The following is a 26,950-nucleotide window of genomic DNA, read 5'->3' on the forward strand; positions in this document are numbered from 1 at the left end:
CAAGGCTTATGGGCAAGATCATCATCACCGCGGCGATGCTGCTGCTGTCCGCGCTGGCGCAGGCGGCCACGCCGGGCTCAGGCATCCAGGTGCGCGCGGCCTGGACGCGCGCCACCCCGCCGCAGGCGCCCAGCGCGGCGGGCTATCTGACCCTGGTCAACAGCGGGGCGCAGGCCGACCGGCTGGTGTCGGTGAGCTCGCCGGCGGCGACGCGGGTGGAGCTCCACGAGAGCCGCATGGACGGCGGCGTGATGCGCATGCGCCGTCTCGAGGGGCTGGACCTGCCGGCCGGTGCGACGGTGGCGCTGGCGCCCTCGGGCACGCACCTGATGCTGATCGGGCCCAGGCAGCCGCTGGTCGCCGGCCAGACGATCGAGCTGGTCCTGCGCTTCGCCCACGCGCCCGCGCAGACGGTCAGGTTGCAGGTGCGCCCGATCGACGCGGCGGGGCCTGCGGACGACATGCACGGCATGCACATGTGAGCGGATAGATTGCGGCGGCAGCGCCGCTGGCGGCGCACGGACAGGGGGCTGGGATGAGGCGGTTTTCGCGGATGGTGGCGCGGCTGTACGCACCGGCGCCGGTGCTGGTGGCCGCCGGCTGGGTGCTGTCGTTCGTGGTCGAGCACCAGGAGGCGCTGATCGGCGCCGCCGCGGCGCGACGGGTTGGCTCGCTGTTGGCCCTCACCGGTGTCGCGCTCGGGCTGGTGTGGGCGTCGCTGGCCAGCTGGCGCCTGTACCTGTGGCTGCGCGGGATGGAGCAGGGGCGCTGCCCCTGCGGCGGGCTGCTCTCGCGGCCGCGCCACAAGCACGGCCAGCACTATCGCAAGTGCCTGGCCTGCGGCGAGAAGGTGCCGCTGACGCCGGTGCCGGTGGTGGGGGATTAGGGATTCGGGATTCGGGATTGTTGCGAGGTTTGCGGACGGATGGGGCGCTGTGTTGTCGCGGGGGTCTAGGGCCACGTCTGCATTTGGTTGTGCGCGTTGACGTCCATGGGTTCCCGCGTGCGCGGGAACGACGGTAGAGGGGGCGTCGGGCGTTTGAGGGCGGCTTAGGCCGCCGGTGCCGTTTCGGCTTCGGCGCGGGCCTGGTTGCGCAGCAGGAAGCGCTGGATCTTGCCGCTGGGGGTCTTGGGCAGTTCGTCGACGAAGGCGATCTCGCGCGGGTAGGCGTGCGCCGACAGTCGGAGCTTGACGTGCTGGGCCAGCGCCGCCGCCAGCGCCTCGTCGCCGGCCACGCCGGGGCGCAGCACCACATAGGCCTTGACCCGTTCGAACCGCTCCGGATCCGGCTTGCCGACCGCGGCGGCCTCGACCACGTCGGGATGTTCGAGCAGGCAGCTCTCCACGTCGAAGGGACCGATGCGGTAGCCGCTGGAGGTGATCACATCGTCGCTGCGGCCGACGAAGGCGATGGAGCCATCGGCGTTGCGCTCGACCGTATCGCCGGTGAGGTACCAGCCGTCCTTGAACGGCTGCGTTTCGGTGTTCTCGTAGCCGCGGAAGAACAGCGCGGGCGAATCGTCGACATGCACGGCCAGCATCCCCGGCACCCCGACCGGCTGCGGCTGACCGTCGTCGCTCAGCACGTCCAGCCGATACCCCGGCAAGGGAAAGCCGGCGCTGCCCGGCTGCACCGGATGGGCCAGCGCGTGGTGGTTGCACAGGGTCATGCCGGTCTCGGTCTGGCCGTAATGGTCGTGGATGACCGTGCCCAGCGCCTGGTCGAACCAGCGGATCACCTCGGGATTGAGCGGCTCGCCGGCGCTGCTGACCACGCGCAGCCGGCCCTTGATCGGCGCGGCCGCGGCGTCGCCGGCGGCCATCAGCATGCGGTAGGCGGTGGGCGCCCCCATCAGATTGGTCACGCCCAGCTCGGCGATGGTGCGGTAGCAGCTGTCCACGGTGAACGGGCCTTCGTGGAAGGTCACCGAATGCCCGAGCGCCAGCGGCCCGGCGATGCCGTAGTACAACCCGTAGGCCCAGCCCGGGTCGGCGATGTTCCACAGCACGTCGTCCGGCCGCAGGTCCACCGCGTCGCGCATGTAGGTGGCGATGGCATCGAGCGCATGCAGCGGCACGCGCAGCGCCTTGGCCGCCCCGGTGGTGCCGGAGGTGAATATGATCATGCACGGGTCCTCGCGCCGCCGCGGCACGGGGTCGAAGGTCTGCGGCTGGCCTTCCAGCGCGGCCCAGAAGTCCTCGCCATCGCCGCTGCCCAGGGTCAGGATCGGCGGCGCGGCGGCGACCTCGTCCAGCTTGGGGCGCTGCTCGGCCGAGCACACCACCAGCGCCGCGCCGCTGGCCGCCAGCCGGTGTTCCAGCGCTTTGGGACCGAAGGCGGTGAACAGCGGCTGGTACACCGCGCCCGCGCGCCAGGTGCCCAGCACCACGATCAGCAGCTCCAGCCGCCGCGGCAGCAGCCCGGCCACCACCGCGCCCGGCCCGATTCCGCGTGCGCGCAACAGCTGGGCGAACTGGGCCGACCAGGTGTCGAGCTGTTCGAAGGTGTAGCGCCGCGCTACGCGCTGGGTGTCGATCCAGCACAGCACCTCGCGCTGCGCGCCCAGGTGCGCGCCGATGCAGGTCTGCCAGGCGTTGCGCGGCCCGGGCGCCGGCACGAAGTCGAGCGTGCGGACGTGTTCGAAGTAATCGCGGATCGGGCGGTCCATGCGGTACGTCATGTCATGCGTTGGGGACCCACTCTAGCGCGTCGGTCCCGGCCACGACGCTGCGGCGCAGCGCTTCAAGGCCCCGGTGGCGAGGCCTGGTCCAGGGCCAGCTGCAGCGAACGCCCGCGCCGGCGCAGGACCAGCGCCACCACCGCGCCGGCCGCCAGCCAGGCCAGGCCGCCGATCTGCGCCAGGCGATCGGCGTTGTAGAGCACGTACAGCAGGATCAGCCCGCCGACCAGCGGCACCACCCCATGCATCAGCCAGCGCCCGGAGCGGCGGAAATGCCAGGCCACCGCCACGTGCAGCAGCGCGAAGGCCGTCAGCGCGCCGAAGTTGCACACCGTGGCCAGCAGCGCGATCTTGCCCAGGAACAGCAGCCCCAGCACCAGGCTCAGGCCCGCCACCAGCAGGATCGCCCGGCGCGGCACGCCGCTGCCTGCATGCACCTTGCGCAGGAAGCGCGGCAGCTGACCGTCGCGCGCCATCGCGAACAGCAGCCGCGAGGTCGCCGCCTGCGAGACCAGCGCGTTGGCCAGCGCCGCGCCGACGGCCACGGTCAGCGCGATCACGATCTGCATCCACGGCCCGGCCACGCGCCGGCCCACCTCGAAGAAGGCGTTGTTGGACGCCGCCTCGTCGGGGAAGCGGCGCAGCTCGGGCAGCAGCAGTGCCGCCAGCCAGGTCTGCAGCACGAACAGCGCCGCCACCATGGCCAGCGACACCACGGTCGCGCGGCCGACGGCGCGCGCGCCGCCACGGCTCTCCTCGGTCAGGGTGGAGATCGCATCGAAGCCGAGGAAGGACAGCACCGCCATCGACAGCGCCCCGAACAGCATCGGCAGCGAGAAGGTGGTCGGGTCGTACAGCGGGCGCAGGCTCCAGTGCGCCCCGTAGGCGCCGCGCTGGATCGCCAGCGCCGCCAGCACGGCGAACACCGCCAGCACCACCAGCTGCACGCCCAGGAACACCAGGTTGGCGCGCGCGGTGGTCTCCACGCCACGCAGGTTCACCGCCGTGTTGAGCACGACGAAGAACACGATCCACGCATGCTGCGGGATGCCCGGCCACACGCTGGCCATGGCGTTGGCGCCGATCACGTAGAGCAGGGTGGGGATGAGCAGGTAGTCCAGCAGGATCGCCCAGCCGGCCAGGAAGCCGACGCTCTCGTGCAGGCCGCGGCCGACATAGGCGTAGACCGATCCCGCGACCGGGAAGGCCTGCGCCATCTGCTGGTAGCTCAGCGCGGTGAACAGCATCGCGCCGAAGCCCACCAGGTACACCAGCGGCACCATGCCATGGCTGACGTCGAACACCCCGCCGAAGATGGCGAACGGCGCGGTCGGCACCATGCAGACCAGGCCGTAGACCAGCAGATCGCCCAGGCCGAGCCTGCGGCGCAGTTCGGGTCGGTAGCCCAGGCGGGCCAGTTCCTGGTCGGGGGAATCGGAGGCAGCGTCGGTCATGGCGGGCGGGAGGCGTTGGGCGCGGGCGCGTGGCGGGGCCAGCCTCCCTCCGGGGCCGGTGCGACAGTTCTAGCGCATCGCCCCGGTCTAAGGCCAGTGGCACAGCAGCGCCCCGCAGGATGCAGCGCAGCAAGCGCTGCCGCTGAACCACGCCACGCTGTTGTGGGAGCCGCCATGGCGGCGATGGGCTCTACCGGTAAAGCCCCATCGCCGCCATGGCGGCTCCCACTAAGCGCTCGGCCCCTCCCCTTTCGCGCAGCGAAGGGGGAGGCTGGGAGGGGGTGCTTTTGCTTTTGACTTTCCCGCGAAGAGCACCCCTCCCCATCCCTCCCCTTGGCCTATGGCCAAAGGGAGGGGGCAGAAGCGCAGCGCCGCAGAAATGGCGACGAAGCCGTAGTTCCTGCAAAGGCAGGATCAGCCCCTCCTCTTTCGCGCAGCGAAGGGGGAGGCTGGGAGGGGGTGCTTTTGCCTTTGACTTTCCCGCGAAGAGCACCCCTCCCCAGCCCTCCCCTTGGCCTGCGGCCAAAGGGAGGGGGCGAAAGCGCGCAGGGCGCTCAGATGTCCTCGTGGATCCCGCACTCGCGCTTGAGGCCGAAGAAGCGGGTGTCTTCCTCGCGCATGCCCGGCTCCCAGCGGCGGGTGGTGTGGAAGTCGCCGATGGACACATAGCCCTCTTCCCACAGCGGGTGATAGGGCAGGTCGTGCTGCTTCATGTACTGCCACACGTCGCGGTCGGTCCAGTCGGCGATCGGGCTGACCTTCCAGCGCTCACCGCGCAGCTGAACGATCGGCGTGGCGGCGCGGCTGGTGGACTGCTGGCGGCGCAGCCCGGTGAACCAGGTGCCCACGTCAAGCTCGTCCAGCGCCCGGCGCATCGGCTCGACCTTGCGCAGGTTGTTGTACTGCTCGATGCCGACCACGCCCTGTTCCCACAGGCGGCCGTGGCGCGCCTCCATCCAGGCGCGGCTGACCAGCGGGCGGAAGATCTGGATGTTGAGCTTGAGCCGCTCGATCAGCGCATCGGCGAAGCGGTAGGTCTCCGGGAACAGATAGCCGGTGTCCACCAGGATCACCGGGATGTCCGGCTGCTGCTGGGTCAACAGGTGCAGGGCCACGGCCGACTGCGCGCCGAAGCTGGAGGACAGGGCCGCCTGCGCCGGGCCATGCGCCAGCGCCCAGGCCACGCGCGCCGGCGCGTCCATCGCCTCGAGCGCGGCGTTGGCCGCGTCCAGGTCGATGGCGGGCGGACGGGCGTCCAGGTGCGGATCGTCGTTGGCGGGCAGGGCGGTCATGCGTGCAGCTCCACGGGAATGGCACGATGGGTGGGATAGGGCGGCAGGTCGATCTCGCCGGCGCGGTGCAGGAAGTCGCCGAAGCCTTCGGCGTCGTCGCGTTCGGCGGCATAGCGGCCGAACAAGGGGTCGAGCGCGCCGAGGATCTCCTCCTCGGTGATGTTCTCGCGGTACAGCGTGTTGAGCCGCTGACCGCGGTGGTCGCCGCCCAGCATCAGGTTGTAGCGGCCGGGCGCCTTGCCGACCAGGGCGATCTCGGCCAGGTACGGCCGCGAGCAGCCGTTGGGGCAGCCGGAGATGCGCAGCACGATCGGCGCCTGGGCCAGGCCGTGCTTCTCGAGCAGCGGCTGCAGCTTGCCGGTGAAGTCGGGCAGATAGCGCTCGGCCTCGGCCATGGCCAGGCCGCAGGTGGGCAGGGCGACACAGGCCATGGCCTTGCGCGCCAGCGCAGTCGGCAGCGCGTTGCCGGCATCCAGGCCATGGGCCGACACCAGCGCATCGACGGTGGCCTTCAGCGCGTCGTCGAGGTTGGAGATGACCAGGTTCTGGTTGGAGGTCATGCGGAACTCGCCCAGGCCCGCCTCCTGCAGCCGCAGCGCGATCTCGCGCAGCCCGGTGAGCTGGGTGGCGGTGCCGACATCGGCGATGCGCCCGGCGCCCAGCGACAGGGTCAGATGCCAGCGGCCGTCGCTGCCCTGGGTCCAGCCGTAGCGGTCGCCGTTGTGCTCGAACGCGAACGGTCGCGCCGGCGCGAAGGCGATCCCGGCGCGCTGCTCGATCTGCGCCTTGATGAAGTCCAACCCGTGGTCGTCGATGGTGTACTTGAAGCGCGCGCGCTTGCGCACCGCGCGGTTGCCGTAGTCACGCTGGGTGGTGACCACGGCGGTGGCCACCTCCAGCAGCCGCTCGCGCGGGATGTAGCCGGCCACGTCGGCCACGCGCGGCCAGGTCTGCGCATCGCCATGGGTCGCGCCCATGCCGCCGCCCAGGCTGACGTTGTAGCCGACGATCCGGCCGGCTTCATCGGTCACACCGATGAAGCCCAGATCGTTGGCGAACACGTCCACATCGTTGATCGGCGGCAGCGCGAACCCGATCTTGAACTTGCGCGGCAGGTACTTGTCGCCGTAGATCGGCTCTTCTTCCTCGCCGGCGCCGGCCACCTTCTCCTCGTCCAGCCAGATCTCGTAATAGGCGCGGGTGTTGGGCAGCAGGTGCTCGGAGGTCGCCGCGGCATCGGCGTAGAGCGTGGCGTGCGCCTCGGACAGCAGCGGGTTGGCCGCGACCTGCACGTTGCGGTTGACGTCGCCGCAGGCCGCCAGCGTGTCGATCAGCGCGGCGTTGATGGCCTGCATCGTGGCCTTCAGCTCGCGCTTGATGACGCCATGGAACTGGAAGGCCTGGCGCGTGGTCACGCGCAGCGAGTGGTTGCCGTAGCGGGTCGCGATGGCGTCCAGCTGCAGCCACTGCGCGGGCGTGACCACGCCGCCGGGCGTGCGCGTGCGGATCATGAACTGGTAGGCCGGCTCGAGCTTCTGCCGCCGGCGCTCGTCGCGCAGGTCGCGGTCGTCCTGCTGGTAGCTGCCGTGGTACTTGATCAGCGTCTGGTCGTCCTCGCGCAGCGCGCCGGTGACCGGGTCGGCCAGGCTCTCGAGCAGGCTGCCGCGCAGGCGGCGGCTCTCGGCCTTGATGTCTTCTACTGAATGCATGGGGATTCGGGATTCGGGATTGGGGATTGGCAAGGGCGAAGGCGTGCGGGCTGCGGACATCGCATTCCCAATCCCGAATCCCCAATCCCCGCCTCAATAGACATCGCGCGCATATCGCCCCTCCGTCTGCAGCGTGGTGAGGTAGTCGTGCGCGGCATCGGCGTCCAGGGCGCCGTGTTCGGCGACGATGTCGGTCAGGGCGGCGTGCACGTCCTTGCCCATGGCGATCGAACCGCACACGTAGAAGTGCGCGCCGGACTGCAGCCAGTCGAAGACCTCGCGGCCGCGCTCGCGCAGCCGGTGCTGCACGTACAGCTTGTCGGCCTGGTCGCGCGAGAACGCCAGGTCCAGCCGGTCCAGCTCGCCGCGCTTGAGCGCGTCCTGCCATTCGCTCTGGTAGAGGAAGCCGCTGTTGAAGTGCTGCGCGCCGAAGAACAGCCAGTTGCGCCCGCTCGCACCGGTCTCGGCCCGCTCCTGCACGAAGGCGCGGAACGGCGCCACGCCGGTGCCGGGGCCGACCATGAGGATGTCGCGCGCACTGTCGGCCGGCACGCGGAAGCGGTCGTTGGCTTCGATGTAGACCGGCGCGCGGTCGCCCTCGGCCAGCCCGGCCAGGAAGCCGCTGGCCGAGCCGCTGTGCGCGTGGCCGTGCGCGTGGTAGCCCAGCACGTCCACGGTCAGGTGGACCTCCTCGCCCACGCGCTTGCGGCTGGAGGCGATGGAATACAGGCGCGGCGCCAGCGGCCGCAGCGCGGCCAGCAGCTCGCCCACGTTCCAGTCTACCGGCCAGCGGCGCAGCACGTCGATCACCTGGTGGCTGGAGAGCAGGGCGGACAGGTCGGCGTTGCCGGGGGCGAGCAGGTCTTCCAGTTCGCGCGCGCCGGCCAGGCGCGCATGCGCGGCCAGGAACGGGCGCGAGAGCTTGCTCAGCTCACGATGCCCCGCCAGCCACTCGCGCACGCTGCGCTGGGTGCCATCGACATGGTGGGCAGCGTCGCCGTCCAGCTTGAGCGCCGCCAGCAGCGGCTCGACCAGCGCGTCGGGATTGCGGTGGACGATGCCCAGCGCATCGCCGGGCTCGTAGCTCAGGCCGCTGCCTTCCAGCGACAGCTCGATGTGGCGCACCTGCTTGTCCGGCGCGCCGTGGCGGCCGAAGGCCGGGCCCTTGAAATCGCGGCCGGCGATGGGCTGGTTGGCCAGCACCTCGGCCTGGAAAGGTGCGCTGTGCGAGACCGCCTGCGTCGCCGGCGCCGGGCGCAGCGGGGTGACCTTGGCGCTGGGCGCAGCCGGGGCGCTCTTGAGGACCTTGCGGGCCTGCTCCAGGGCCTGCTCGCGCCAGGGCTGGGCGACGGTGTCGATGTCCAGGTCGGCCTCGCCGGCCGGCAGCAGGCGGGTAGCGCCCAGCTCGGCCAAGCGCGCGTCCAGGCGCCGGGAGATGCCGCAGAAGTCGGCATAGCTCGAGTCGCCCAGGCCGAGCACGGCGAACTTCAGCTCTGGCAGCTTGGGCGCACGGCGGCCGAGCAGGAATTCGCTGAATCCGATCGCATCGTCCGGCGGGTCGCCCTCGCCCTGGGTGCTGATCACCAGGTAGAGCAGGCGCTCGCCGGCCAGTTCGCGGGTGGCATAGGCGTCGGTGCGCACCAGGCGCACGGCCAGGCCGGCGCCCTCCAGCGTGGCGGCCAGGGCCTCGGCCGCGCGCTTGGCATTGCCGGTCTGGCTGCCGTACAGCACGGTGGCCCGTTCGCCGCTGCCCGTGGCGGGCGCCGCGACGCTAGCGGCCGTGCCCTGCAGCAGGGCCAGGTGCGGCGCAGGGTGCGCGGCCTGGGCCAGGCCGGCGGTGAATCCGGACAGCCACCACAGCGAGGCGCTGTCCAGGCCCTCGACCACCCGTGCCAGCAGCGCCTTGCGGTCGTCGGGCAAGGGGCCGGCAGCCAGCGCGGGGGGTACAGCGGACATCGCGATTCCGTAGAGCGGCGTGTGGGAGCGTCGATGCTAGGCGCCGCTGTCACAGGGCTGAAAGGATGCGGGGTTATGGGCTTATGCTCCGTGCTTATTTCGTCCGGGAATAAGCGGTGCCAATACTGCCGGCCCACCGTCCGAGCCCGGTCCCCGCTGCGTCCGGGCCCCGTTCCTCTCCACCCGAGCCGATGAGCGCTGTGCCGACCCTGTCCCATCTCGACCGCCTGGAGGCCGAGAGCATCCACATCCTGCGCGAGGTGGCCGCCGCGTTCCGCAACCCGGTGATGCTGTATTCGGTCGGCAAGGATTCCTCGGTGCTGCTGCACCTGCTGCTCAAGGCCTTCGCCCCGGCGGTGCCACCGATCCCGCTGCTGCACGTGGACACGCGCTGGAAATTCCGCGAGATGATCGCCTTCCGCGACCGTCGCGCCGCCGAAACCGGCGTCGAGCTGCGCGTGCACATCAACCCGGATGGCGTGGCGCAGAACGTCGGTCCCTTCAGCCACGGCGCCACGGTCCATACCGACATCATGAAGACCCAGGGCCTGAAGCAGGCGCTGGACCAGTACAAGTTCGACGCGGCCATCGGCGGCGCGCGGCGCGACGAGGAGAAGGCACGGGCCAAGGAACGCGTGTTCTCCTTCCGCAACGACAAGCACCGTTGGGACCCGAAGCACCAGCGCCCCGAGCTGTGGAACCTCTATAACGCCCGCATCCATCCCGGCGAGAGCGTGCGCGCCTTTCCCCTGAGCAACTGGACCGAGCTGGACATCTGGCTCTACATCTACCGCGAGCGCATCCCGGTGGTGCCGCTGTACTTCGCCGCCGAGCGCCCGGTCGTTGAACGCGACGGGGCGCTGATCATGGTCGACGACGAACGCCTGCCGCTGCGCGAGGGCGAGGTGCCGCAGCTGAAGTCGGTGCGCTTCCGCACGCTGGGCTGCTACCCGCTGACCGGCGCGATCGAGTCGCAGGCCGACACCCTGGAGAAGATCATCGCCGAGATGCTGGTGGCCACCAGTTCCGAGCGCCAGGGCCGCGTGATCGACCAGGATCCGGGCGCGTCGATGGAGCAGAAGAAGTTGGAAGGATATTTCTGATGGAAGGCAGGGATTCGGGATTGGGGATTGGGGATTCGCAGAAGCGGGGCCTGCTGGCGGATGCGGCAACGGGAGGCGCCGCTGTCGCCGATCCCGAATCCCCAATCCCCAATCCCGACGGCGCAGCCGTCAAAGCCTACCTGCAGCAGCACGAATCCAAGCCGCTGCTGCGCTTCATTACCTGCGGCAGCGTGGACGATGGCAAGAGCACGCTGATCGGGCGGCTGCTGCACGACAGCAAGCGGCTGTTCGACGATCAGCTGGCCGCGCTGGAAAGCGACAGCCGCCGCCACGGCACGCAGGGCGCGCGCATCGACTACGCCTTGCTGCTCGACGGCCTGGCTGCCGAGCGCGAGCAGGGCATCACCATCGATGTGGCCTACCGCTACTTCGATACCGAGCGGCGCAAGTACATCGTGGCCGACTGCCCGGGCCACGCACAGTACACGCGCAACATGGCCACCGGCGCCTCCACCGCTGACGTGGCCGTGGTGCTGGTCGACGCGCGCAAGGGCCTGCAGACCCAGACGCGCCGGCACAGCTACATCGTCTCGCTGCTGGGCCTGCGGCACGTGGTGCTGGCGGTGAACAAGATGGATCTGGTCGACTTCGACCAGGCCGTGTTCGACGCCATCGTGCGCGACTACCGCGCGCTGGCCGCGCAGCTCGGCATCGCGCAGGTGCAGGCGATCCCGCTCTCGGCGCTGGAGGGCGACAACCTTTCCGGCCGTTCCTCGCGCACGCCGTGGTATGCCGGTCCCAGTCTGTTGGAACACCTGGACACGCTGACGCTGGACGACACGACGGAGACGCTCGGCCTGCGCCTACCGGTGCAGTACGTCAACCGCCCGAACGCGAACTTCCGCGGCTTCGCCGGCACCCTCGCCGCCGGCGAGGTGCGCCCGGGAGATGCGGTGGTGGTGCTGCCCTCGGCGCGCCGTTCGACCGTGGCCAGGGTGCTGGATGCCAACGGCGACGTGCCGTTCGCCCGCGCCGGCCAGGCGGTGACGCTGACCCTTGCCGACGAGATCGACATTAGCCGCGGCGATGTGATCGCCGCCGCGGGCGATCCGCCGGAGGTGTCCGACCAGTTCGCCGCCCACCTGCTGTGGATGGACGATGCGCCGCTGCTGCCGGGCCGCCCTTATTGGCTGCAGATCGGCGCGCGCACCGTGCCGGCCAGCGTCAGCGAGATCAAGCACCGCATCGACGTGAACACCCAGGAGGCGCTGGCCGCCAAGCGCCTGGAACTCAATGAAGTCGGTGTGTGCAACCTGTCGCTGGACGCGCCGATCGCCTTCGAGCCCTATGCGCGCAACCGCGCGCTGGGCGGCTTCATCCTGATCGACCGCCAGACCAACGCCACCGTCGGCGCTGGTACGCTGGACTTCGCCCTGCGCCGCGCCGGCAACGTGCACTGGCAGCATCTGGACGTGGACAAGGCCGCGCGGGCGCGGATCAAGGGCCAGACCCCGCGCGTGCTGTGGTTCACCGGCCTGTCCGGCGCCGGCAAGTCCACCATCGCCAACCGCGTGGAGAAGCGGCTGCACGCCTCGGGCCACCACACCTTCCTGCTCGACGGCGACAACGTGCGCCATGGCCTGAATCGCGACCTGGGCTTCACCGACGAGGACCGCGTGGAGAACATCCGGCGCGTGGCCGAGGTCGCGCGGCTGATGGCCGACGCCGGGCTGATCGTGCTGGTGAGCTTCATCTCGCCGTTCCGCGCCGAGCGGCGCATGGCGCGCGAACGCTTCGCGCCGGGCGAGTTCGTCGAGGTCTTCGTCGATGTGCCGCTGGCCGTGGCCGAAGCGCGCGACGTCAAGGGTCTGTACGCCAAGGCGCGCGCCGGCAAGATCCCCAACTTCACCGGCATCGACTCGCCCTACGAGGCCCCCGAGGCACCGGAACTGCACCTGCACGCCGCCGAGGAATCCACCGACCAGATGGCCGAGCGCGTCCTGGCCCACCTCGGCCTCGCCTGACTGGACTGCCTCTGTGGGCGTGGGGGCCACTGTCTCCCATCTCAATTCGCGGCCTCCCTGTAGAGCGGAGCTTGCTCCGCTGCTCTCCGTTCGGTTTGTGGGAAAGGCTTTAGCGGAGCAAGCTCCGCTGCTCTTCGTTCGGTTCGTAGGGAAGGCTCCAGCGGAGCAAGCTCCGCTCTACAGGTGGTGCCACGCCGACCCGTGCACGCGCATCGACCAACCCTCCCATGGGTCGCCGCTCCGCTGTGCGAAGCGGCCTGTGCCGACGCTTCGGGTAAGGTACGCATCCATCTGCCCTCACCGCCGCGCGCCGGCGGACGTCCCATGAAGTCTTTCCTCTCCGCTTTCCCGCTGGTGCACGCATGACCGGCCCCTGGCAGAAGCTCCCCCCGCGCCGTCCGCCGGTCGCCCGCAAGGCGCCCGACGGCGAACGCGCGCCGCCCGAGGCGCCGCAGGCGCCCGCACGCCCCGTCCGCCGCGGCGAGGAAGTGCGCCTGTACGGCCTCAACGCGGTGCGCGCGCTGTTCGACGCGCGGCCCGAGGCGCTGCGCAAGCTCTACCTGACCCAGGCGCGCGTGCCGGCGCTCAAGCCGATCCTGGCCTGGTGCGTGGCCAACCGCGTGGGCTATCGCGTGGTCGAAGAGGGCGACCTGGACCGGCTCGCCGCCAGCAGCCATCACGAAGGCGTCGTGGCCGACGTGCTGCGGCGCGCGCCGCTGTCGCTTGACGCCTGGCTCGAGGCGCTGCCGGCTGGCCCGGCGCTCGCGCTGTGGCTGGACGGGGTGGGCAATCCGCACAACTTCGGCGCGATCCTGCGGTCGGCCGCGCACTTCGGCGTGGCCGGCGTGCTGCTGCCGCAGGATTCGCCGCTGGCGCTGTCCGGCGCCGCCGCGCGCGTGGCCGAAGGCGGTGCCGAGGCGGTGACCCTGGTGCAGGCCGGTGCCCCCGCGGACGCGTTCGCACCGCTGCGCGCCGCCGGCTTCGGCCTGGCCGCCACGCTGGTGCACGGCGGCGACGACCTGTTCGCCGCGCGGCTGCCGCAGCGGCTGGTCTATGTAATGGGCGCCGAAGGCGAGGGCATGGACCGCGGCCTGGCCAAGGCCTGCGACCTGGCCCTGTCCATCCCCGGCACCGGCCGCGTGGAGAGCCTCAACGTCGCCGCCGCCACCGCCGTGCTGCTGGCGCAATGGGCGAGCGGGCGCGCGCGAGGCGGTTGATACGCGGGCGGGCGGTCATAGGACGCATGCCGTCAGTCTTGCTTGGTGTGGATCGACTTCGGCCCGCTTGACGAGGCGGGTCAGCAAGCCCGCCGAGATAACGCCTGGTGGGAGCCGCCATGGCGGCGAGTGGCCTTACCGGGAAAGCCTCATCGCCGCCATGGCGGCTCCCACAGGGTCTATCGCTCGTCCTCGCGTTCGCGGGGACGAGCGCTGCTTACCGCGAAAAGCGAAAGTCCCTGGGTTCCCGCGTGCGCGGGAACGACGGTAGGGAACTATCGGCGGCTTTGGGTCTGCGCAGTCGAGCGCGACGGCAAGTAGCGAACCCGCGACTCACTGCGCTTCCTTGTTCGCCCCTGCCGACACCGGCGCGCTGCCGAAATCGCCCTTCGCTTCCGCCGCCAGGTACAGGAACACCGCATAGGCCGCGACGTTCTGCGCCAGGACCTTCGGGTCGATCTTGTCCAGCGTGTCGTCCGCGTTGTGGTGCAGGTCGAAGTAGTCGGTGCCGTCATGGCCCAGCCACGCCCAGCGCATGCCGAGCTGGGCCATCGGGCCGATGTCCGACTCCGGATCGCCCTGGCCGGGCAGATAGGCCACGTCCAGCGGCTTGAGCGCGGCGGCGATCGTCTCGATCGCGCCCTTGGCATGGGCGTCGGCATTGCTGCTGAAGCCATAGATGTGATCGGCGCCGAAGTCGCTCTCGGCGGCGATGACGTGCTGGGCGATCTCCTTGGCGTGCGCCTGCGCGTAGGCGCGGCCGCCGTACAGGCCCTGCTCCTCGTTGGCGAAGGCGACCACGCGGATCGTGCGCGCCGGACGCAGCTGGCCGGCGAGTTTGGCGGCCGCCATGGAAATGCCGATGCCGGCCGCATCGTCGATGGCGCCCGTGCCCAGGTCCCACGAATCCAGATGCCCACCGGTCAGCACGATCTCGCCGGGCTTGCTGCGCCCGGTGATCTGGCCGATCACGTTGTAGCTGGTGGCCTGGCCGTCCCAGCCGCAGTCCAGCGCCAGGCGGACTTTGACCGGGCCGCGCGCGACCAGGCGCGCCAACTGGTCGGCGTCGGGAATCGACACCGCCGCCGCCGGGATCGGTGTCAGCCCTTCCTCGTAGCGGGTGATGCCGGTGTTGACCACGCGATGCGGCGTGGTGCCGGCCGAGCGCATCAGAAAGCCGATCGCGCCCTTCTTGATCGCCTCCGACGGGCCGCGTCCGCGGATCCCGCCGCCATAGCGGTAATCGCCACCGTCCTGCTTCTTGTGCATCTGGAAGTCGACGAAGGCGATCTTGCCGGCCAGCGAGCCGGCCGGCGCGGCCTGCAGCGCGTCCAGGTCGGCGAAGCGCACGATCTCGCCTTCCACCGTGCCGCCGGCGCTGCCGCCCAGCGCGGTCACCACCAGCGGCTGCGCGTTGGCGCCCAGCACCTGGGCATGCTCACTGCGGCGCTCCCATTTGGGGAAGGTCACCGGCTCGGTCCACACCTTGTCGAAGCCGAGCTGCTTGAACTTGGCCTGCGCCCAGGCCACCGCACGCGCATCGGCCTCGCTGCCGGCCAGACGCGGGCCGACCTCGGTGGTCAGCGATTCGACGACCTTCCAGCCGGTATCGTCGGCCAGCGCCTGCTGGCGCAGCGCGTCGGCGCGCTTGAGTGCCGCCTCGGGGATCGTGGTCGGGCCGGCGGCCTGCAGCGGAAACGAGGCGCACAGCAAGAGGGCGCAGGACAGGATCGAACGACGCATGCAGGCAGGCTCGCGAGTGGGGAAGCGGCGAGCTTAACAGCCGCCGTTTGCCTCGCTCGCCACCGCCCGAGGCTTACCTCTTGAGCGAGTCGCGGATCTCGCGCAGCAGCAGCACGTCTTCCGGCGTGGCGGCCGGCCCGGCTTCCTTCTTCGGCGCCAGGCGGTTGATCGCCTTGACCACCAGGAAGATCGCGAACGCCACGATGATGAACTGCACCAGCGTATTGAGGAAATCGCCGTAGCCGATCACCACCGCGGGGATCTCCTTGCCGTCGGCACCGATGGTGGCCGGCTTGAGCACCCAGGCGAGCCTGGAGAAATCGATGCCGCCGATCAGCAGGCCGATGGGCGGCATGATGATCTTGTCCACCAGCGAGGTGACGATCTTGCCGAAGGCCGCACCGATCACCACACCGACCGCCAGATCCACCACGTTGCCGCGCATGGCGAAGGTCTTGAATTCGCTGAGCATGCCCATCTCTCGTCTCTCCTGAAGGCTCGGGGGAAGGTCCGGCAACGTTACCGGACCCCACGTGCGCGCGGAGTCAAACGCCGATCGCGCCGCGCAGTTCGCCCACGCCCTCCAGCGTGGCCACGAACGTGTCCCCACGCTGCAGCGCGCCGACGCCGGAGGGGGTGCCCATGAAGACCAGGTCGCCCGCCTTGAGCGCATAGAGCCTGGACAGCTCGTGCAGGATCTCCGGCACGTTCCAGATCATGTCGTGCAGCGTGCCGCGCTGGCGAACCTGATCGTTGACGGTCAGCGCGATCACGGCGTCCTGCAGCGCCCCGACCTGCGCAGCGGGCACGATCTGGCTGATCGGCGCGGAGTGATCGAAGGCCTTGCCGGTGTCCCAGGGCAGGCCGGCCTTCTTGGCCGCGGCCTGCAGATCGCGGCGGGTCAGATCCAGGCCCACGGCATAGCCGTAGATCAGCGCGTTGCCGGCCTCGCCTTCGAGCACGCCGGCCGGCGCGTCCTGGCCCAGCGCGACGACCAGCTCGACCTCATGGTGCAGGTCGGCCGTGCCGGGCGGGTAGGGGATGGTGCGATCGCCGGTGACGATGGCATCGGCCGGCTTGGAGAAGAAGACCGGCTGGCCGCGTTCGGCCTTCGAGGCCGGCGCGGTGGCGCCCATCTCGCGCGCATGGTCGGCGAAGTTGCGGCCGACGCAGTAGATGCGGTGCACCGGGAAGGTGCCGCCGCCGCGTACCGGCACGCGCGCCTGCTCGGGCGCGGGAATCACATCGGACATCTGGGCGTTCCTCGATCACGCTAAAGAGGAACGCGAGTGTAAGGCGCTTGACGCGCCTTCAGTGCGAGAGGGGCAGGGCCTGCTTGCGTACGACCTGGTATTCGCCTTCCACCACGCGCTGCTGCGCGTTGGCGCGCGCCCGGGGGCGCAGCAGGCGATAGGCCATGCCGGCGGCGAGCATGGCCGCGCCGACGAACAGGCCGAAGAACACCAGTACCGCCAGCACCGCCAGCCCCAGCAGGCCGACGACCACGCGCAGCAGCGGATGCCGGGGCTTGCGCGGCGCAAACGCGTTGCGCAGGCGCTGAGAGTCGAAGGAGAAGGTGCGGATCATGGGCTCGTGACAGAATGTGTGGCGAACGGATGCCAGTATGGCGAGCCGCCCGCCGGACGTGTGAAACCTTCGTTAAGCCCTGCATGGATCCGATCCCTTTCGACAGTCTCGCTGACGGCCAGCCCACCGAGGTGGAAGCCACGCTGGACGACGGCGCCGAATCGCTGCTCCTGGTCCGCCAGGGGGCGCAGGTGCGCGCCTGGCGCAATGTCTGCCCGCATGCGGGGCGGCGCCTGGACTGGGCCCCGGGCAAGTTCCTGCTGACCAAGCAGGGCCATCTGGTGTGCGCCGCGCACGGGGCCACGTTCGAATTACAAGGCGGTCAATGTCTGTCAGGGCCGTGCCGCGGCGAGGCGCTCAGCCAGGTGCCGGTACACGTGCGCGACGGGCAGGTGGTGCTGGGCTAGGGCCTGTCCTCAATTCCTGGGTAGGCCGCGTTGGCGCTGCAAGGCTGTCAGGTTTGCGTCGCGCGGCGCAGGCTTGACTGGCCGTCAGGCCAAGCCGCGCGGCGCGAAGATGGCGGCCTTGCAGCGCCAACCCGAAGGGCCGCCCTTGCGCGCACCCGGGACAGCGTCATTGCTCGGTCGTGGACGGACGTCCACTCCCTCCCGCTTCCTTGCCCCGGGCACGCGCAAGGGCGGCGCGACCTACCCAGGAATTGAGGACAGGCCCTGGTCCAGCACGGTGTGCCCGGCCGCGCGCAGGGCCGCGATGGCCGCCTCCAGCTGCGACTGCTTGACCAGCACGTAGTCGGTATCGAAGGTCGAGACGGCGAAGATGCCGACCCCGGCCTGCGCCAGCGGCTGCAGCACCTGGGCCAGGATGCCGGTGAGTTCGAAGGCGAACGGGCCGTGCAGCATCAGCGTGCGCCAGCCGCGCTCGCATTGCACCTCTTCCGGCACGCGCCCCTCGTCGCAGACGATCGACAGCTCCTCGTCGGTCCAACTGATATGCGTCTGCGCGGCCGGCGCGCACCACTCCGGCAGCGGCGCGCCGGCCGGCAGGCGGCACACCGCGGAGGTCAGCCCCAGCAGGCGTAGCGTCAGCGCCATGCCGCGGGCGCCTCGCACTCAGGCACGGGTCGCCCACCACGACATCAGGTTGACCATCGCCACCACCACGCAGGTGTAGATCAGCGACATCGGCCCGCCCACGCGCCACATCTGGCGCGCGGTGTAGTTGGCCGGGCCGGTGACCATGGAGATCACCGGGTTGGAGGCGGTCATGAGGTTGTTGGACGCCGACAGCGCCGTGATCAGCGCGAACGAGGTCGGGTTGCCGCCGGCGGCCAGCGCCAGGCTGATCGCGATGGGCACCATCACGATGGTCGCGCCGACGTGGCTGATCACCAGCGAGAAGGCCGTGGTCAGCAAGGCGATGGCGATCTCCAGCACCCACACCGGCAGCCCGTCGGGCAGGCGCTCGATGGTGTGGCCGGCGACCCAGGCGGCCGCGCCGCTGGAATCCATCGCCCAGCCCAGCGGGATCAGCCCGGCCATCAGGAACACGGTCTTCCAGTTGATCGCCGCGTAGGCCTCGTCCATGCGCAGCACGCCGGTCAGCAGCATGCCGGCCACGCCGGTCATCAGGATCAGCGCCACCGGGATGTGCGAGGTCAGCGCGATGATGATGGTCAGGGCGAAGATCGCCATGGCGATCTTGAACTTGTGCGGACGCTGCTCGCCCTTGGGGTAGTCGGTGACCACCACGAAGTCGCCGCCCTTGGCCGCGGCGGCCAGGTCCTGCCAGATGCTGTGGAACACCAGCATGTCGCCGGCGCGCAGCGGCACCTTGCGCACGTCCTCGCGCAACACCTTCTTGTCGCGGTTGATCGCCAGCAGGCTGATGCCGGCCTGCTTGCGCAGCGCCAGCTCGGCGGCGGTCTTGCCGATGAAGCGCGAGGTCGGCGGGATCACCGCCTCGGAGATGCCGGCGCGGCTGGGATTGAACAGGTCGCCGAAGTGGCGCAGGCGCGAGGACATGCGCAGGAACTGATTCTGCGCGAAGTCGGCCACCTCGGCGCGCCTGCCCATCACGCCCAGCACGCTGCCGACCCAGATGCGCATGTCCGCCGGCGGCGCCAGGCGCGTGTCGTTGCCGGTCTGCAGGGCCAGCATCAGCGGCGCGCCGTGCAGCGTCTCGGCCTCGCCCAGGGTCATGCCGACCAGCGGGCTGTCGGCGCTGACGGTCAGCTCGAACACCTCGCCCTCGATGCCGTAGGTGCTGGCGAAGTAGCTCTCGGTGCGGGCCGGCGTCGAGCTCGTGGACGTGGTGGTCTCGCGCTGCAGCTTGGCATCGCCGTAGAAGCGGAAGTACGCCAGCGAGGCCAGCACCAGCGCCACGCCGATCGGCAGCGGCGCGAACATGCGCAGCGGCTCCAGCGTGGCCATGCCCGAGGGCAGGTTGTTGTTGGCCGAGATCATCAGGTCGTTGAGCAGGATCAGCGGCGAATTGCCGACCATGGTCAGCGCGCCGCCCATGACGATGGCCGAGGCGATCGGCAGCAGCAGGCGCTGCAGGTTGAGCGTGGTGCGCGAGGACAGGCGCGCGGCCACCGGCAGGTACAGCGCCATCACCGAGGGGTTCTGCATGAACGAGGAGTTGAGCCCGGCGATGGCCGTGGTCAGCAGCAGCAGCCGCTGTTCCACTCCGTGTCCGCGTCGCAACAGCCAGGAAGCCAGCCGGTTCAGCGCGCCGGTGCGCTCCAGGCCCGCGCCCAGGATGGTGGTGGCGATGATGCTCATCACCGCGTTGCCGGAGAAGCCGCCGAAGATCTCCTCCGGCGCGACCAGCCCGGTCAGGCCCAGTACCACCAACACGACCAGCGCGACCACGTCGGCGCGGATGCGCTCGAACAGGAACATCACCATGACGAAGCCGACCAGCCCCAGCACCAGGCGCATGTCGTTGGTCAGCGTCAGGCCGGTGTCCATTACGCGGCGGAAGCCCCGGTGGGCGAGGGCGGTTCGTCAGCAGCGGTCATAGAGCAGGTCCCAGACGCCGTGGCCGAGCTTCTGCCCGCGAGTCTCGAAATGGGTCTGCGGGCGCCAGTCCGGGCGCGGCACGCTGCCGCGCGCGCCGGCGCGGTTGCGCAGGCCTGGCGTGGCGTCGAGCACGTCCCACATGTGCTCGGCATAGGCCTCCCAGTCGGTGGCGCAGTGCAGGCGGCCGGTCGGGGCCAGCTTGCGCACCAGCAGCGCGGCGAACTCGGGCTGGACCAGCCGGCGCTTGTTGTGGCGCTTCTTGTGCCAGGGGTCCGGGAAATAGATGCGCACCTCGTCCAGGCTGCCGTCGGCGACCTCGTTGCGCAGCACTTCCACCGCATCGTGGTGGTAGACGCGCACATGGTCGCTGCCGTCGGCTTCCAGCGCGTTGAGCAGCCGGCCCACGCCCGGGGCGTGCACCTCGATGCCGAGGTAGTCGCGCGACGGGTCCTGCCTGGCCGCGAAGCGCAGCGCATCGCCGTTGCCGGTGCCGATCTCCACCACCCGCGGCGCGGCGCGGCCGAACACCGCGTCGAAATCGCGCAGCTGGCCGGTGTAGTCCAGGCCGAAGCGCGGCCACTGCACGTCGAACGCGCGCTGCTGGGCCTCGGTGAAGCGCCCCTGGCGCAGCACGAAGCTGCGGATCTCGCGACGGCCTTCGGTGACGGTGAACGGCTTGGCCGGGGCCTTGGCGCCGGGGCTGGAGAACGGATCGGTCATCGGCCGATCGGTCCTTGGGCGGCGTGGCGACGGTGACCGGTGATCGTGCAGACGACCGGCGTGAAGGGCGGGGGCAGGGACGACATGAGACGAATTATCGCCCAACTCGCCGCCAGGATCGCGTGGTCGTCGCCGGGAGGCGGTTGCAGCCTGACCTGTCCGCCGGGCCAAGGCTTCGCTCGAGTCGAGCATCGCGCCTGTGGCGTCCCTTGTCGCCGCGTGTCCCTTGCCTGACTGTCGATGGCGGGCGCCATGCCGCAGTGCAGCGTGAGTTGCCGCAGCGCAAGATGAACCATTGCCGCCAGTGCGCCGCCGTATGGCGGCCACCGCATCCTTGTTCTTCTTCTGATCCGTTGGAGGATCGCATGTCCGCACCCCGTTCCCTGTCCACCCTGTCCGCAGCGGTGGTCGTCGCCCTGGCCGCGTTCGCCGTGCCAGCGCAGGCCGAGCAGCCGGCCTATTCGCAGACCGTGTTCTTCGGCGACAGCCTGACCGACTCGGGTCATTTCCGCCCGGCCCTGATCCAGGTCGCCGGCCCGTCGGCGGCCATCGTCGGCCGCTTCACCACCAACCCGGGTCTGGTGTGGGGCGAGTACGTGGCCGACTTCTACGGTACCAACGCGACCAGCGACAACCAGGGCGGCACCAACTACGCGGTGGGCGGCGCGCGCGTGAACGCGACGGTCAACACCGCGCTGGGCCCGTCCCCATCGATCGTGTCGCAGGTGAACAGCTACCTGACCAAGACCGGCGGCGTCGCCGACGCCAAGGCGCTGTACACCGTGTGGGGCGGCGCCAACGACCTGTTCGCCGCGGCCCAGGCGCCGGCGCAGGCCCAGACCATCATCGGCTCGGCGGTGACCGCGCAGGTGGGCGTGATCGGCCGGCTGCAGGCGGCCGGCGCGCAGTACGTGCTGGTGCCGACCATCCCGGACCTGGGCAAGACCCCGCAGTTCCTCGCAGGCGGCGCGGCGACCTCGGCCGCCGGTACGCAGCTGGCCACGGGCTACAACACCGCGCTGTTCAACGGCCTGGCCGCCTCGGGCCTGCGCGTGATCCCGCTGGACACCTTCACCCTGATCGACGAGGTCACCAGCAACCCGGCCGCGTATGGCTTCACCAATGCCACCGGCACGGCCTGCGGCGCGATGTCCTCGGTGACCTGCAGCCCGCTCAACTACGTCACCCCGACCGCCAACACCGACTACGTATTCGCCGACGGCGTGCATCCGAGTACCGCCGCGCACCAGCTGCTGGGCCAGTACGCACTGTCGGTGCTGGAAGGCCCGCGCCAGATCGCCGTGCTGCCGCACTCGGCCTCGGTGGTGGGCTATTCGCGCGCCGAGCGCGTGTCCATGCACGCCGACACCACCGGCCAGGCGCAGGGCTGGAGCTGGTGGGGCGACCTGCGTGCCGACCGCCAGCGCCAGCAGGACGGCGACCTGTACGACGGCACCACGCCGGCCGGGCTGTTCGGCGTCGATTGGGCGCAGAACGGCTGGACCCTGGGCGCCTTCGCCGGCTACGGCAAGGGCAAGCAGGACTTCGGCCACTCCAGCGGCAAGTTCGACCAGGAAGACACCACCGCCGGCGTGTTCGCGCAGTGGGCCGGGCGCGGCGCCTGGGTCAACGCCCAGCTGAGCTACACCTGGCTGAGCTTCGATGTGACCCGCCAGATCCAGCTGGGCACGGCCACGCGCAAGCAGGAAGGCTCGCCGGACGGCAGCAACTTCACCGCGGCGATCAACGCCGGCTTCGACTTCAATCAGGGCGGCCCCTGGCATACCGGCCCGGTGCTGGGCCTGGTCTCGCAGACGATCAAGGTCGACGGCTACGACGAGAACAACCTGTCCTCCACGGCGCTGTCCTTCCCCAACCAGAAGTTCGATTCGCTGATCGGCAGCGCCGGCTGGCGCGCCAGCTTCGACATCTCGCCGACCTGGACGCCGTACGTGCAGGCCACCTACAACCGCGAGTTCGAGGACAGCCCCGCCCAGGCCTGGGCCTCGCTGCAGTCCATCCCCGGCGCGATGCGCTACGCAGTGCCGGGCGTGGAATTCGACCAGGACTACGGTGTGGTCGTGGTCGGCGCCCGCGGCCACGTCGCCGGCCTGAACGCCGACTTCGGCGCGCGCAGCACCATCGGCCAGAGCAGCGCCAACGACTCGGGCGTGTTCGTCAGCCTGGGCGGCAGCTTCTGATCCATCCGGTCCGGCCCGCCGGACCGCACCGCCCGGCCCCGCGCCGGGCGGTGCATCGCCCGACGGCGTTGCGCCGGCCGCCGGCCAGCGCATAGACTGCCCACCCGACGCGGGTGTAGCTCAATGGTAGAGCTGTAGCTTCCCAAGCTACTGACGAGGGTTCGATTCCCTTCACCCGCTCCATCCTGCTTCTCGAAGTCCGTAAATGGCTGAGAGTGCGCGGGGAGCGACAGACGGTCCCTTGAACGATCCTCCCCGGGGGGCGATCAGGGTGTGGGTGCCCAAACCGTTCATGCTGCCGCGCCGCTCGAGGTTCTACGCACGCTTCCCCGTCCTCACCGTTCTTCAACGGACGATGGGTGCGCGCTACCTCATTGCACTTTTCTCTACCTGTCAGCTGGCGGTGCTGCGTGTCTGGTCAGGTGAAACCCAGAAGGGTTTGCGGAAGGGGTAGCACGCCAATAGGCGTCGGAGCGACAGCCCTCAGAAGAAAGCGGCTCTTATTACTTCCGTTTGACTCTCCCGCCTGGGCGGATCAAGTTCGATCTGCCTACGTGCCTGGCAACCGCATGACGGCCACGTAGTGGGAAACGCTTCCCAGGATGACGAAGCCATGCCAAACGGCATGCATGTAGGGCTTGGCCGAGCGTAGATAGAACAGCGTGCCAAGTGTGTAGAAGCAACCGCCTGCAAAGAGCCAGGCGAAGGTGCCGAATCCAAGGTGCCGGATAATGGGCATCGCCGCGCACGCAACGAGCCAGCCCACGCCGATGTAGGGGATGAGTGAGAGCCGGGTTCGACCCAGGGGGCGGAAGGCTTTGAACATCATGCCAACCAGGGCCAAGGTCCATATTCCGATCAGGGACGGGGTGCTCCAGGAGACTGGGAGCGCCAGGCAGAACGGCGTGTAAGTTCCAGCGATCAAGAGGAAGATCGCCGCGTGATCGGCACGGCGAAGGCTTGCCTTTGCCCTTGGGTCAGCGCACGCGTGATAAAGGCACGAGACGGCATAGGTGATCGTCAACGTCAAACCAAAGACGCCGCTCCCTAGCAGGCCCCGACTGTCCCCATTGGCGGCCGCTTGGCGCAGGAGAAAAAGGGTGGCGGGGATGGAGAGCAGCGCAGCGGCGCCGTGGGAGAGCGTGTTGAGCCACTCACCCGTAGGCAGAAGCGTCTTCTTGGGTGTTGATCGGATGCGGTGAGGCCGAAAAAGCGCCTGCGTCAATCCAGGTGCCTTGAAGGCATCGGTCGTAGTGCGCGTCTGGCGCATGAAGATCCGTTCCATCGATGAGTGATCGGGCTCAGCGTGGACCGGAAAGGTTGTCCGAAGGTTGCGCGTCGAATCGTTTGCTCCGTCAGGGTGGCTTGTCCATCATGCTCACGAGAAGACGTAGACGGATCGATCCATGCGCAAGACCCAGTCGCTATCGTGGCGACTCTCCTGGCAAGTCGGCGTGGCGCAAGTGCTTGCGTTCGTGCTGTTGGGCGCGGTGATGTGCATTGCGTTTCTGGATCGCTCGATCGGCCAACTGCCGCATGGCACGGCGATCGATGTCGCCGAGGCCTTGGGCTACGAGCACGGAAAGCTTCGCTTCGATCCGGCGCAGCTGCCGCAGGAATTCACCACTCAAGCGCCCCATGCATGGGCCCTCGCGAAAGATGACCTCGGAAATATCGCGGCTTGGGGCAAAGCGCCCAAGGCGTTCGAAGCCTGGGTGCCGATCATGGGTGAGCTTGAACCGACCGACATCAAGAGCAACGTTCCACCGTTCCGCGCAGCGACGAAGTTGATCGTGCATCATCAGGGCGGCAGGACGCTGCGTGTGCTGGTCGGCGGCTACGGCGGCTATGACCTGGCTGGCGCCATCGCTTTCATCGCGATTTATCTGGCGCCCTGGGTGGGCCTGCCGCTCATGGTCACTTCGATTGTTGTGATCCCTTTGGTGGTCCATCGACGCCTGAAGGGAATGAACGAAGTCGCAAGACTGGCCGCGCAGACGGACCTGAGTCGTCGCGCCAAGCCGCTGGAGGCGGCGGATGTTCCGGTTGAGATCAGGCCATTGATTGATGGCTTCAATCAGGCGCTCCAGCGGATCTGGGACGTGTCCGAAGCCCGCGACCGCTTCCTGGCAGATGCCGCGCACGAACTCAGAATGCCCATCGCGATTCTGACGACCCGGGTCAGCGGCCTGGAAGCAGGCGCTGCGAAGGATGAGTTGATGTTGGACGTGGCGCGCCTGCAGAACATCACCGAGCAGCTGCTTGACATCCAGCGGGTCGATCGCAGGATCGGTGTCTTCGAGCGCTTCGACCTGGTCGCCATCGCGCGGGAGGTTGCCGAGGTGACCGCGCCGCTCATCGTCGCCAACGGGTATGAGTTCTCGTGGGAACCGCCGGATCAGGCGCAGTGGGTGGAAGGCGATGCGGGCGCGGTCCAGCGCGTGATCACTTGCCTGGTCCAGAACGCGATCGATCACGGATCGAAGCAAGGCGAGATCAGGATCGTGGTCGGCCCCGACTGCTCGGTGAGCGTATTCGACCAGGGAGAGGGCGTGCCGAGCGAGGCCAGCTCGCGGATCTTCGAGCCATTCTTCCGTCTGCGTCCCTCGGGAGCTGGAAGCGGGTTGGGGCTTTATCTGGCGGCGGAGATCGTCAAGAAGCATCGTGGCGTGCTGACGGTCTCCCAGCCTGTGCAAGGGGGCTGTTGCTTCACCATGCGCCTGCCGAGCGCCGGTCGGCTGACCTCGGGTGACCACTAGCATGCGCCTGCTCATCGTTGAGGACGATCAGCAGTTCGCGTCGGTGCTGGCCACGCAACTGGCGCGACACGGCATGATCGGCGATGTGGTCCCCAGCCTGCGCCAGGCCGAGCAGGCACTCGCCAGCCACGAGTACAGGGTGATGCTGCTGGATCGGCAGCTGCCCGACGGCGAGGGCGCGGAGTTTGTGTCGCGCGCCCGAGAAATACGCCCGGGGCTGCCCATCGTGATCCTGACCGCAAAGAGTGAGATCAGCGAGCGCATCGATGGGCTGGATAGCGGTGCGGATGATTACCTGACCAAGCCATTTTCGACGGATGAGCTGCTTGCGCGTCTGCGGGCCATCTTGCGCCGCCCGACGCAGGTGGTGGTCCAGACGATCCGTATCGGCAATGTTCGATACTCCTCCGACGATCGCGAAGTGTGGGTGGACGGGGAGAAGCTGACGCTTCCCAGACGACAACTCCTGGTGCTTGAGGCGCTGCTCATGCGCCACGGACGGACGGTTTCAAGAGCGGCGTTGCTGGAAAGCGTCTACGGGTTGGACGAACACCTGGAGTCCAACGCGCTGGAGGCCCATGTCTCCAAATTGAGGCGAGCGCTCGCCGAGAGCGGGGCGGGAATCAAGATCCATGTGTTGCGGGGGTTGGGCTACATGGTTCAGGAAATTCGCCAGGAAAGCGCCGGGCCTGTTCGTCAGTGACCTTCCCGATCAGCTCAGGTCGCAGTTGCTCGGCAGTGTCCAGGTCGAACTCGGCAGCATGTGCTTCACCTCATAGGACGCGGTGATGCCGACATTGCTCGCCCCGATGAGTTCCTCCAGATCCGCGATCGAGACGATGTAGTCGTCCAGGCTGCCCAGGCCTGTCTCGTTGGGGATGATCCAGCTGATGGCCTTCTCGGCGCCCGTGTTGGGATCCGTGGTGATGATGGTCTTCCAGAAGTATTCCGGCGTGCGGATGCCGTGGCTGGCCAAAAAGTAGTCGTTGGAGGTGTCGCCATAGACCACGCCGCCGTACACCTCGACGGGGTTGATGTCCCGGTAGCACTCGGCGACGTTTTCGGCCTGCACCCAGATGCCCTGGTTGAAGCCCGACACCTGCGGCACGATGTTGGACATCAGGTTGGCGCGCCGGATGTAGGTCGTGTTGTAGTCCATGTGGTTGGAGGTGACCAGATGGCCGCGATCGTAGCCTGAGCGCACGCTGGAATAGGACTTCGTCGAGGTCTGGCCACCGCAGCCGCTTGGCAACGTCGTGTCGAGGTTGAAGTCGGAGGGGCGAGCGGCGGAGCCGTTATCGGCGCCGAGGGTGTATTCGTAGCGCGTGGCGGTGTGCTCGGTGCAGTCGTAGGTGAGGATGAAGCCCCCCTTGTTGAGGGTGACCACCTGGGCCTGCGCTGCGGCGCTGAAGGTGGTGAGCAGAAAGACGGCGAGAAAGATCGGGAATCGCATGACTTCTCCATGATGTTGGCGGGCCGCACGAAGCCAGCACGCACGGCCCTGGGCTGTGCCTGTTGAGCGACATGCGAGTTGACGGAGGTGGAGCAGACAGCCGAG

General features: G+C 69.2%; 23 protein-coding genes and 1 tRNA gene. 10 read left to right on the forward strand and 14 right to left on the reverse strand.

Annotated features, from left to right (window positions below; genetic code table 11):
* Positions 1-8: 8 nt before the first annotated feature.
* Together QE438_RS00165 and QE438_RS00170 are read left to right on the forward strand one after the other, a co-directional pair.
* Entirely contained in the window at positions 9-482 is a 474-nt protein-coding gene (locus QE438_RS00165) for a copper chaperone PCu(A)C (protein ID WP_306993363.1), read from the forward strand.
* Between the two features lie 53 nt (positions 483-535).
* A complete protein-coding gene (locus QE438_RS00170; RefSeq protein WP_130533551.1) occupies positions 536-886 on the forward strand; it encodes a hypothetical protein in 351 nt (116 codons plus the stop codon).
* A gap of 164 nt (positions 887-1,050) precedes the next feature.
* Here the strand turns inward: QE438_RS00170 and QE438_RS00175 are convergent, their stop codons facing one another.
* From QE438_RS00175 to QE438_RS00195, 5 genes are all read right to left on the reverse strand, one after another.
* Positions 1,051-2,670, reverse strand: coding sequence for an AMP-binding protein (locus QE438_RS00175; RefSeq protein ID WP_306993361.1), 1,620 nt, complete (start codon positions 2,668-2,670; stop codon positions 1,051-1,053).
* A 74-nt stretch (positions 2,671-2,744) separates the two neighbouring features.
* The gene (locus tag QE438_RS00180; protein WP_306993359.1) at positions 2,745-4,136 is read right to left on the reverse strand and encodes an APC family permease; all 1,392 of its coding nucleotides are present in this window, start codon (positions 4,134-4,136) and stop codon (positions 2,745-2,747) included.
* 554 nt (positions 4,137-4,690) lie between these two features.
* A complete protein-coding gene (locus QE438_RS00185; protein WP_131660130.1) occupies positions 4,691-5,428 on the reverse strand; it encodes a phosphoadenylyl-sulfate reductase in 738 nt (245 codons plus the stop codon).
* Positions 5,425-7,137 (reverse strand): assimilatory sulfite reductase (NADPH) hemoprotein subunit, encoded by a 1,713-nt coding sequence (gene cysI, locus QE438_RS00190; protein WP_306993357.1) that lies wholly within the window; start codon positions 7,135-7,137, stop codon positions 5,425-5,427. Before cysI ends, QE438_RS00185 begins: the two co-directional genes overlap by 4 nt.
* A 93-nt stretch (positions 7,138-7,230) precedes the next feature.
* Positions 7,231-9,093: an assimilatory sulfite reductase (NADPH) flavoprotein subunit gene (locus QE438_RS00195; RefSeq protein WP_306993355.1), complete on the reverse strand. Its 1,863-nt coding sequence runs from the start codon at positions 9,091-9,093 to the stop codon at positions 7,231-7,233.
* 191 nt (positions 9,094-9,284) lie between these two features.
* On the opposite strand from QE438_RS00195, the gene cysD reads away from it, so the two are divergent.
* The 3 genes from cysD to QE438_RS00210 all read left to right on the forward strand — a co-directional run bounded on the left by cysD (position 9,285) and on the right by QE438_RS00210 (position 13,398).
* The gene (gene cysD, locus QE438_RS00200; RefSeq protein ID WP_131660127.1) at positions 9,285-10,196 is read left to right on the forward strand and encodes a sulfate adenylyltransferase subunit CysD; all 912 of its coding nucleotides are present in this window, start codon (positions 9,285-9,287) and stop codon (positions 10,194-10,196) included.
* Positions 10,196-12,181 carry a sulfate adenylyltransferase subunit CysN gene (gene cysN, locus QE438_RS00205; protein WP_306993352.1) on the forward strand — a complete coding sequence of 662 codons (1,986 nt, stop codon included), beginning with the start codon at positions 10,196-10,198 and terminating at the stop codon, positions 12,179-12,181. The genes cysD and cysN overlap by 1 nt, the downstream gene beginning before the upstream one ends.
* A 362-nt stretch (positions 12,182-12,543) precedes the next feature.
* The gene (locus QE438_RS00210; protein WP_286576735.1) at positions 12,544-13,398 is read left to right on the forward strand and encodes a TrmH family RNA methyltransferase; all 855 of its coding nucleotides are present in this window, start codon (positions 12,544-12,546) and stop codon (positions 13,396-13,398) included.
* Between the two features lie 333 nt (positions 13,399-13,731).
* On the opposite strand, the gene QE438_RS00215 is transcribed toward QE438_RS00210, so the two are convergent.
* The 4 genes from QE438_RS00215 to QE438_RS00230 form a co-directional block, all read right to left on the reverse strand.
* Entirely contained in the window at positions 13,732-15,141 is a 1,410-nt protein-coding gene (locus tag QE438_RS00215; protein ID WP_306993349.1) for a M28 family peptidase, read from the reverse strand.
* A gap of 73 nt (positions 15,142-15,214) precedes the next feature.
* Positions 15,215-15,619, reverse strand: coding sequence for a large-conductance mechanosensitive channel protein MscL (mscL, locus tag QE438_RS00220; protein ID WP_306993347.1), 405 nt, complete (start codon positions 15,617-15,619; stop codon positions 15,215-15,217).
* 67 nt (positions 15,620-15,686) lie between these two features.
* On the reverse strand, positions 15,687-16,394 hold the full coding sequence (locus QE438_RS00225; RefSeq protein ID WP_306993345.1) for a fumarylacetoacetate hydrolase family protein: 708 nt from the start codon (positions 16,392-16,394) through the stop codon (positions 15,687-15,689).
* A gap of 58 nt (positions 16,395-16,452) precedes the next feature.
* Positions 16,453-16,728, reverse strand: a complete 276-nt coding sequence (locus tag QE438_RS00230) for a hypothetical protein (RefSeq protein ID WP_130515732.1) — start codon at positions 16,726-16,728, stop codon at positions 16,453-16,455.
* 83 nt (positions 16,729-16,811) lie between these two features.
* Between QE438_RS00230 and QE438_RS00235 the strand changes: the two genes are divergently transcribed.
* The gene (locus QE438_RS00235; RefSeq protein WP_130515735.1) at positions 16,812-17,135 is read left to right on the forward strand and encodes a Rieske (2Fe-2S) protein; all 324 of its coding nucleotides are present in this window, start codon (positions 16,812-16,814) and stop codon (positions 17,133-17,135) included.
* 240 nt (positions 17,136-17,375) lie between these two features.
* On the opposite strand, the gene QE438_RS00240 is transcribed toward QE438_RS00235, so the two are convergent.
* From QE438_RS00240 to trmB, 3 genes are read right to left on the reverse strand one after another with little or no spacing between them, the layout of a single operon-like run.
* Positions 17,376-17,780 carry an ACT domain-containing protein gene (locus tag QE438_RS00240; protein ID WP_306993341.1) on the reverse strand — a complete coding sequence of 135 codons (405 nt, stop codon included), beginning with the start codon at positions 17,778-17,780 and terminating at the stop codon, positions 17,376-17,378.
* 18 nt (positions 17,781-17,798) lie between these two features.
* A complete protein-coding gene (locus tag QE438_RS00245) occupies positions 17,799-19,661 on the reverse strand; it encodes an SLC13 family permease (protein WP_130515739.1) in 1,863 nt (620 codons plus the stop codon).
* A gap of 36 nt (positions 19,662-19,697) precedes the next feature.
* On the reverse strand, positions 19,698-20,432 hold the full coding sequence (gene trmB, locus QE438_RS00250; protein ID WP_130523298.1) for a tRNA (guanosine(46)-N7)-methyltransferase TrmB: 735 nt from the start codon (positions 20,430-20,432) through the stop codon (positions 19,698-19,700).
* A 404-nt stretch (positions 20,433-20,836) separates the two neighbouring features.
* Between trmB and QE438_RS00255 the strand changes: the two genes are divergently transcribed.
* Both QE438_RS00255 and QE438_RS00260 read left to right on the forward strand, forming a co-directional pair.
* Positions 20,837-22,633, forward strand: coding sequence for an autotransporter domain-containing protein (locus QE438_RS00255; RefSeq protein ID WP_306996204.1), 1,797 nt, complete (start codon positions 20,837-20,839; stop codon positions 22,631-22,633).
* Positions 22,634-22,742: 109 nt separating this feature from the next.
* Positions 22,743-22,816: transfer RNA gene (locus QE438_RS00260), tRNA-Gly, on the forward strand.
* A gap of 367 nt (positions 22,817-23,183) precedes the next feature.
* Here the strand turns inward: QE438_RS00260 and QE438_RS00265 are convergent.
* Entirely contained in the window at positions 23,184-23,918 is a 735-nt protein-coding gene (locus QE438_RS00265) for a hemolysin III family protein (RefSeq protein ID WP_306993338.1), read from the reverse strand.
* Between the two features lie 121 nt (positions 23,919-24,039).
* Between QE438_RS00265 and QE438_RS00270 the strand changes: the two genes are divergently transcribed.
* The gene (locus QE438_RS00270; protein WP_306993337.1) at positions 24,040-25,392 is read left to right on the forward strand and encodes a HAMP domain-containing sensor histidine kinase; all 1,353 of its coding nucleotides are present in this window, start codon (positions 24,040-24,042) and stop codon (positions 25,390-25,392) included.
* A 1-nt stretch (position 25,393) separates the two neighbouring features.
* Positions 25,394-26,095, forward strand: a complete 702-nt coding sequence (locus QE438_RS00275; protein WP_306993335.1) for a response regulator transcription factor — start codon at positions 25,394-25,396, stop codon at positions 26,093-26,095.
* 9 nt (positions 26,096-26,104) lie between these two features.
* On the opposite strand, the gene QE438_RS00280 is transcribed toward QE438_RS00275, so the two are convergent.
* Positions 26,105-26,845, reverse strand: coding sequence for a DNA/RNA non-specific endonuclease (locus QE438_RS00280; protein ID WP_130523334.1), 741 nt, complete (start codon positions 26,843-26,845; stop codon positions 26,105-26,107).
* Positions 26,846-26,950: the final 105 nt, after the last annotated feature.

The sequence above is a fragment of the Pseudoxanthomonas sp. SORGH_AS_0997 genome, from assembly GCF_031453535.1.
In the GTDB taxonomy this organism is placed as follows: domain Bacteria; phylum Pseudomonadota; class Gammaproteobacteria; order Xanthomonadales; family Xanthomonadaceae; genus Pseudoxanthomonas_A; species Pseudoxanthomonas_A winnipegensis.

Excerpts from the sequence above, each read along its gene's own strand:
- QE438_RS00265 (WP_306993338.1), bottom strand. The coding sequence starts at position 23,918 with ATGGAACGGATCTTCATGCGCCAGACGCGCACTACGACCGATGCCTTC.
- QE438_RS00270 (WP_306993337.1), top strand. The coding sequence starts at position 24,040 with ATGCGCAAGACCCAGTCGCTATCGTGGCGACTCTCCTGGCAAGTCGGC.
- cysN (WP_306993352.1), top strand. The coding sequence starts at position 10,196 with ATGGAAGGCAGGGATTCGGGATTGGGGATTGGGGATTCGCAGAAGCGG.
- mscL (WP_306993347.1), bottom strand. The coding sequence starts at position 15,619 with ATGGGCATGCTCAGCGAATTCAAGACCTTCGCCATGCGCGGCAACGTG.
- QE438_RS00235 (WP_130515735.1), top strand. The coding sequence starts at position 16,812 with ATGGATCCGATCCCTTTCGACAGTCTCGCTGACGGCCAGCCCACCGAG.
- QE438_RS00240 (WP_306993341.1), bottom strand. The coding sequence starts at position 17,780 with ATGGCGCTGACGCTACGCCTGCTGGGGCTGACCTCCGCGGTGTGCCGC.
- QE438_RS00210 (WP_286576735.1), top strand. The coding sequence starts at position 12,544 with ATGACCGGCCCCTGGCAGAAGCTCCCCCCGCGCCGTCCGCCGGTCGCC.
- QE438_RS00230 (WP_130515732.1), bottom strand. The coding sequence starts at position 16,728 with ATGATCCGCACCTTCTCCTTCGACTCTCAGCGCCTGCGCAACGCGTTT.
- QE438_RS00170 (WP_130533551.1), top strand. The coding sequence starts at position 536 with ATGAGGCGGTTTTCGCGGATGGTGGCGCGGCTGTACGCACCGGCGCCG.
- cysD (WP_131660127.1), top strand. The coding sequence starts at position 9,285 with ATGAGCGCTGTGCCGACCCTGTCCCATCTCGACCGCCTGGAGGCCGAG.
- QE438_RS00275 (WP_306993335.1), top strand. The coding sequence starts at position 25,394 with ATGCGCCTGCTCATCGTTGAGGACGATCAGCAGTTCGCGTCGGTGCTG.
- QE438_RS00185 (WP_131660130.1), bottom strand. The coding sequence starts at position 5,428 with ATGACCGCCCTGCCCGCCAACGACGATCCGCACCTGGACGCCCGTCCG.
- QE438_RS00245 (WP_130515739.1), bottom strand. The coding sequence starts at position 19,661 with ATGGACACCGGCCTGACGCTGACCAACGACATGCGCCTGGTGCTGGGG.
- QE438_RS00180 (WP_306993359.1), bottom strand. The coding sequence starts at position 4,136 with ATGACCGACGCTGCCTCCGATTCCCCCGACCAGGAACTGGCCCGCCTG.
- QE438_RS00165 (WP_306993363.1), top strand. The coding sequence starts at position 9 with ATGGGCAAGATCATCATCACCGCGGCGATGCTGCTGCTGTCCGCGCTG.
- QE438_RS00215 (WP_306993349.1), bottom strand. The coding sequence starts at position 15,141 with ATGCGTCGTTCGATCCTGTCCTGCGCCCTCTTGCTGTGCGCCTCGTTT.
- QE438_RS00175 (WP_306993361.1), bottom strand. The coding sequence starts at position 2,670 with ATGGACCGCCCGATCCGCGATTACTTCGAACACGTCCGCACGCTCGAC.
- trmB (WP_130523298.1), bottom strand. The coding sequence starts at position 20,432 with ATGACCGATCCGTTCTCCAGCCCCGGCGCCAAGGCCCCGGCCAAGCCG.
- QE438_RS00280 (WP_130523334.1), bottom strand. The coding sequence starts at position 26,845 with ATGCGATTCCCGATCTTTCTCGCCGTCTTTCTGCTCACCACCTTCAGC.
- cysI (WP_306993357.1), bottom strand. The coding sequence starts at position 7,137 with ATGCATTCAGTAGAAGACATCAAGGCCGAGAGCCGCCGCCTGCGCGGC.
- QE438_RS00195 (WP_306993355.1), bottom strand. The coding sequence starts at position 9,093 with ATGTCCGCTGTACCCCCCGCGCTGGCTGCCGGCCCCTTGCCCGACGAC.
- QE438_RS00225 (WP_306993345.1), bottom strand. The coding sequence starts at position 16,394 with ATGTCCGATGTGATTCCCGCGCCCGAGCAGGCGCGCGTGCCGGTACGC.